Below are 5,205 nucleotides of genomic sequence, written 5' to 3'. Positions count from 1 at the left end.
CCGCTCCATCCTCCAGAACGGCCTGGATCGCACCTTTCTCGACGAGCCCTCCGAACCCCAACCCCTGCGCCACGGCAACATCCGCGGCCGGGATTATTTCCACTGAAGCCAAGGAGACCTGTATGCTTAACCATCCCACCCACGAACGCCTGATCGAGCTCGGCTTGAGCGGCATGGCCAAGGCCTTCGAGGAGCAGCGCCGATCACCTGATCTCGAAGCCTTGCCGTTCGAAGATCGCTTCGGCCTGCTGGTCGACCGGGAAGCCGCGGAACGCGACACCAGGCGGCTCACCACGCGCCTCAAGCTGGCCGCGCTCCGCCAGAACGCCTGCGTGGAGGACGTCGATTTGCGCACGCCGCGGGGGATCGATCGGGCCGTCTTCGCCAAGCTCGTCAGCGGCGACTGGATCGATCGCCACGAGAATTTGCTTTTAACCGGGGCGACCGGGTTGGGCAAAAGCTGGTTAGCCTGTGCCCTCGGCCACAAGGCCTGCCGCGACAATCGCTCGGTTCTCTATCATCGCGTCCCAAGATTGTTCGAAGCATTGGCGCTCGCGCGGGGCGATGGACGCTATGCCCGCTTGCTCAAAACCCTTGGCCGCGCCCAGCTTCTGATTTTGGACGATTGGGGATTGTCGGTGCTCAGCGCTGCCGAGCGGCGCGATCTACTCGAAGTCCTCGAGGACCGCCATGGCCGCGCCTCCACCATCGTAACCAGCCAACTCCCTGTGGACACATGGCACGAAGTTATCGGAGACCCGATGACTTCATGATGCCTCCTTCTTCGACCGCTTGGTGCGTCGTACCCGATTGCGAAGCTGACCGATTTGTTTGTCTGAGAGCTCGATCTGCCATGGTTGGCCTTTGGCTAACTGACGACCTGCCATCAATCCGCGCGCAAGATAATCGAACACTGTTTGCGGGGTTACTCCAAGCTCAGCCGCTGCGCCCTGGATCGAGAAGCTGCCGTCAGGCCAGCGCATCGGATTCTTATCCACGCCGTTGATCTTGACGGTGGGTGCGCAACAGCCAGACGTTCTCGTCTTTGAAGGCGCAGCCGCGGGCCGCGACGAAGCCTTCCTGATTGAGTATTACCGCGATCTCGCCATCCATTTTGTGTTCAGCATTCAACTCGATGATCCGTTGCCGCAACCGATCAATGTCGATGTAATTGCGGTAGGTGTGAACGCGCCTTTGCACGTGATGCTCGCTGGTTGCGCCGGTCTGCCAGACGATCTTGAGCCACACCTGACCTCGGGTCCGCTTCTGATCAAGAACGACTTCGCGGATGACAAATCGCAGAATGCGCTTGCGATCGACTGCCGACGTAGTGGCCGCGTTCCAAATCTGCGGCAGGTTCTCGCCGAGCGCTTGCAGCCCTGCGCGTTCCGCCGGGCCAATCAGAAGCGGCTCTTGCGCGCGCCAACGCGCATGCTCTTGCTCGACTGCCTCGACGACACGCAGCTTCTCTTCCCAAGCCCGCTCAAGGGAGCGCGCCACAAGACGGTTCTCGGGCTCTACGGCGTCATACTGACGCCGCGCGCGCTCGGCCTCGTAGCGGGCGCGCTCCACGCGAAGCGCCCACTGGCGCTCGAGCTGACGGCTCTCGTGCTCCAATTGGCCCGCTGCCGCGAGTGCGATCTCAATCTGATCCGGCATCAGGGCGTCGAGGACCACCCGCTCGACCAGCGCGTCAACTGCCAAGGCCCGGACTTCCTGGCACAGCGCACTGCCTTGCTGGTCCCGATCCGACCGGCAGCAATAGACCGGATAGTCGGCATTCGGGCCCGTGTAGCGCATGCTCATGCGTCGCCCACAACGGCCGCAGATCGCAATTCCTTGTAACAGGGCTGCCCCCTTGCGCGGTACGCCGGCGTGTCCTGCCTCATAGCGACAGAGGTTATCTGCCAGTCGCCCCTGGTTGGCCATGAACTCCTCCCAGCTGATATAGCCTGGGTGGGCGGCGTGCAGACAAACCGCCCAATCCGCGATCGCCACCTTGACCGTTCCCGTCAGTGATCCCGGCCGGCATCGGCTCGGATCCTTTTGCCGGCGGCCATAAACATACGCCCCAGCATAGGCCGGATTTTGAAGGATACTAAGGACGCGCACGCTAGCTGGGGCACGCCAGACGACCTCGTGTGGAGCTGGTCCAAGCAGCGGCCGAACTGGCAATGACAATCCGTTCCGGTCCAAGTAACGCATCACACGGCGGGCGCTTTGCAGTTCCTGGAATTTGGCGAACACAAGGCGAAGGCGGGCCTGCACCTCCTCATCGGGATTGAGAATAATTGTGCCCGCGCGATCGTAGGCGAGCCCGGCTGGCAGGGGCAACCGCAGTTCGCCCCGCGCCGCCTTCTGGCGTTCCCCTTGATGAAGGCGCAGCCGAAGCTGATGCAGCTCCGCCTCGCTCATGATGCCGGACAAGCCCAACAGCAAGCGGTCGTGATAGGCGCGCGGCTCGTAAAGCCGCTCGCCATCCGCAATGAGCACGCCGAATACCGAGCACAGTTCGAGCAGCTGATGCCAGTCCCGGTTATTGCGGGCCAAGCGCGACGCATCGAGACTCACCACAAGACCCGCGTTGCCAAGGCCGATCTCGGCAATAAGCTTCTGGAAGCCATGACGATCCACGCCGCCAGCACCGGATTTGCCCAGATCCTCGTCAATGACCTGCACGCGCTCGGGCGGCCAGCCCAGACCAATGGCGCGATCAACAAGGCGGTACTGTAGCTCGGTGCTCTCCTGGTGCTGGCGCACCTGGTTCACGGATGACTGCCGCACGTAGACATAAGCCAACTTGGCACGGTGCGCGTTTGTGAGCCGCTCGTCAGCGACGTTCAAGCTGATCAGCACGACCCAGTCTCCTTCCGGGCGTGCCGGGGATCGCTTGCATTCGCCGCATCAGCGCGGCGATCGTTTGAGCAATCTGGGTTTGCGTCGCGGTCGACAGATTCGGCCATAGGCGCGGAATGTCGGTCGTTGGACGGCCGGGTGGAGTTGCTAACGTCGGCAGGGGTCGATACGCAACGCGACCCGGAAGCGGTCGGTGGGTCATCGCGAATCACCTTCTCGTCGAGAAGGCTCAGACTCGCGCTCAAATGTTGCATCAATGGGATCAGCGTCCGTGCACTGATGCGCGGCAGATCGGCCGCGTTCGGGTGGCAAGTGATCGGCGTCTCGGCAAGATCGGTCGACGCGACCCGAACCGCCCGCCGCCGACCGTCCGGCAGCGCGACGACGACGTAGGCAGGACCGCGCCCCGACCGCTCCTTCAGCACCTCAAGCCGGTGCCCGAACAGGAAATGATGCGGGTCAGTGATCGTGACGTGAGACACGACCCGCTCAAGAATAGGGGTACTCTGTCGTGTTCGGCGACCCAACCTACGCCGACGCCGTCCTCGATCGCCTCGTCCATAACGCTCACCGCCTCCAGCTGGCCGGCGAAAGCATGCGAAAACGCAACGCCAAAACCATCACCCTTGACGAGCAGCCAGAACGCTGACCCTATCACCGCCTCGGCCGGAGCGGGCTGCTCACGATCGTCTGAATTCGGCGCTCATGATCGCGCGAAATCGCTGCTCACCATCAGTGAAATATGCAATCTGGCAGCGGCGGATCGTCTTTCATGGACGAAACTACGGCGCCGGTGCTCGATCCCGGGCGTGGTCAAACGAAGAAGGGCTACTTCTGGGCGAGCGTCTCCGACGACCGCGGCCATAGCGGCCCAAGTCCGCCGATCGTGCTGTTCCGATATGCCCCCGGCCGCAGCGGCGCCTTCGCTGAGCAGTTCCTGGACGGCTTTAACGGACGCTTCCTGCAATGCGATGCCTATGACGGTTATGACCGGCTGACCGAAGTCGCTCGACCGCAAGGGCCGTGGACGCTCGTGCATTGCTGGAGCCATCTGCGTCGGCGTTTCGTCAAATTGGCCCGCAACAGCAAATCGCCGATCGCCGAGGCCGCCGTCCGGCAGATCGCACAGCTTTACGCCATCGAAGCCATGGTACGTGGTTCATCGCCGGACACCAGGCTGGCCGCGCGCAAGGAACACTCGCTGCCCATCGTCGAGGCGTTGAAGCCGTGGTTCGAGAAGCAGCTGTCGATGATTGTCCGTCGTCAGATAATTTGAGACAGATCAAGCTTTTCGAGAAGGGAGGCTCTGGCTCATCAGGGGTTAGAGTTTAAGCGGCCTGCAGCTGATGCTGCAAGCGGCGGTTTGCGATCGTGACAAGCTTGATGCGTTTGCGTTCTGCAAGGATCGCTTCCGCCCTGCCGAAGTAGACATCGGCAGGTGTGAGGTTGTCGATGCTCTCATGATAGCGGACGTGGTTGTAGTGTTCGACGAAGGCGCGTACCTGCCGTTCGAGATCGCCAGGCAGGTAGTAATTGTTGAGCAGAATGCGGTTCTTCAGAGTCTGATGCCAGCGCTCGATCTTTCCCTGAGTCTGAGGATGATACGGAGCGCCGCGCACATGCTGCATGCCCTTATGGTCGAGCCACTTGGCCAGATCGTCCGCGACGTAACTCGATCCATTGTCGCTGAGAAGCCTCGGCCGGTGCGCGACGGTGATGTGGTCAAGGCCGGAGGCCGCGAGTGCCTGGTCGAGCGTGGCCGTGACGTCGGAGGCGCACATCGTGGGACCAAGCCTCCAAGCCACGATGTAACGCGAGAAGTCGTCGAGCACGGTCGACAGGTAGTACCAGCCCCAGCCGGTGATCTTGAGGTAGGTGAAGTCGGTCTGCCAGAGCTGGTTGATGGCGGTGGTCTTGTCCTTGAACTCGTTCGCCGCCTTGATCACCACATAAGCCGGGCTGGTGATGAGGTCATGTGCCTTCAGCAGCCGATAGACCGACGCCTCGGAGACAAAATACTTCCGTTCGTCGGTGAAGCGCACGGCCAGTTCGCGCGGCGACAGCTCCGGAAGCTCCAGCGCTAAATCAATGATCTGGCCCCGCACATCGTCGGGGATGCGATTCCAGACCCGGTCAGGTCGGGACCGATGATCGGCCAGCGCTTCAATGCCGCCCTCACGGTAGCGATCATACCATCTATAAAACGTGGCGCGTGGGATCCCGTGAAGTGGACCCCGGATTTTGGACCAGCGGCTTAGGTGGTGCGGATGCCGTTCCGTTTTGATAAACGGAGCGGACCATGAAGAAGACGAGACGGAAAATCGACGCGGCGCTGAAGGCAAAGATCGC

General features: G+C 61.8%; 5 protein-coding genes and 2 pseudogenes. 3 read left to right on the top strand and 4 right to left on the bottom strand.

What is annotated here, in order from left to right:
• Positions 1-122: 122 nt before the first annotated feature.
• Positions 123-761, top strand: a pseudogene (istB, locus tag ACZIRK_RS44565) (IS21-like element helper ATPase IstB); the annotation flags it as partial.
• A gap of 6 nt (positions 762-767) precedes the next feature.
• Here istB and ACZIRK_RS44560 read toward each other — a convergent pair.
• From ACZIRK_RS44560 to ACZIRK_RS44550, 3 genes are read right to left on the bottom strand one after another with little or no spacing between them, the layout of a single operon-like run.
• On the bottom strand, positions 768-998 hold the full coding sequence (locus ACZIRK_RS44560; RefSeq protein ID WP_283813357.1) for a hypothetical protein: 231 nt from the start codon (positions 996-998) through the stop codon (positions 768-770).
• The gene (locus ACZIRK_RS44555; RefSeq protein ID WP_207231194.1) at positions 991-2,856 is read right to left on the bottom strand and encodes a recombinase family protein; all 1,866 of its coding nucleotides are present in this window, start codon (positions 2,854-2,856) and stop codon (positions 991-993) included. Before ACZIRK_RS44555 ends, ACZIRK_RS44560 begins: the two co-directional genes overlap by 8 nt.
• On the bottom strand, positions 2,850-3,338 hold the full coding sequence (locus ACZIRK_RS44550) for a hypothetical protein (protein WP_207231195.1): 489 nt from the start codon (positions 3,336-3,338) through the stop codon (positions 2,850-2,852). Before ACZIRK_RS44550 ends, ACZIRK_RS44555 begins: the two co-directional genes overlap by 7 nt.
• Before the next feature lie 29 nt (positions 3,339-3,367).
• Here ACZIRK_RS44550 and ACZIRK_RS44545 point away from each other — a divergent pair.
• Positions 3,368-3,505 (top strand): annotated as a pseudogene (locus tag ACZIRK_RS44545) (ATP-binding protein); the annotation flags it as partial.
• 93 nt (positions 3,506-3,598) lie between these two features.
• Entirely contained in the window at positions 3,599-4,132 is a 534-nt protein-coding gene (locus ACZIRK_RS44540) for an IS66 family transposase (protein ID WP_474419771.1), read from the top strand.
• A gap of 52 nt (positions 4,133-4,184) precedes the next feature.
• Here ACZIRK_RS44540 and ACZIRK_RS44535 read toward each other — a convergent pair.
• Positions 4,185-5,205, bottom strand: a 1,021-nt coding sequence (locus tag ACZIRK_RS44535; RefSeq protein WP_474419770.1) for an IS3 family transposase, incomplete at its 5' end; no start/stop codon positions are given.

This window comes from Bradyrhizobium sp. Leo114 (assembly GCF_055229415.2).
The sequence above is the reverse complement of the archived record's forward strand: the minus strand, read 5'-3'. Positions and strand labels throughout refer to the sequence as shown.

Bases quoted from the DNA above. Each gene is read 5' to 3' on its own strand.
- ACZIRK_RS44540 (WP_474419771.1), top strand. From the start codon at position 3,599: ATGCAATCTGGCAGCGGCGGATCGTCTTTCATGGACGAAACTACGGCG.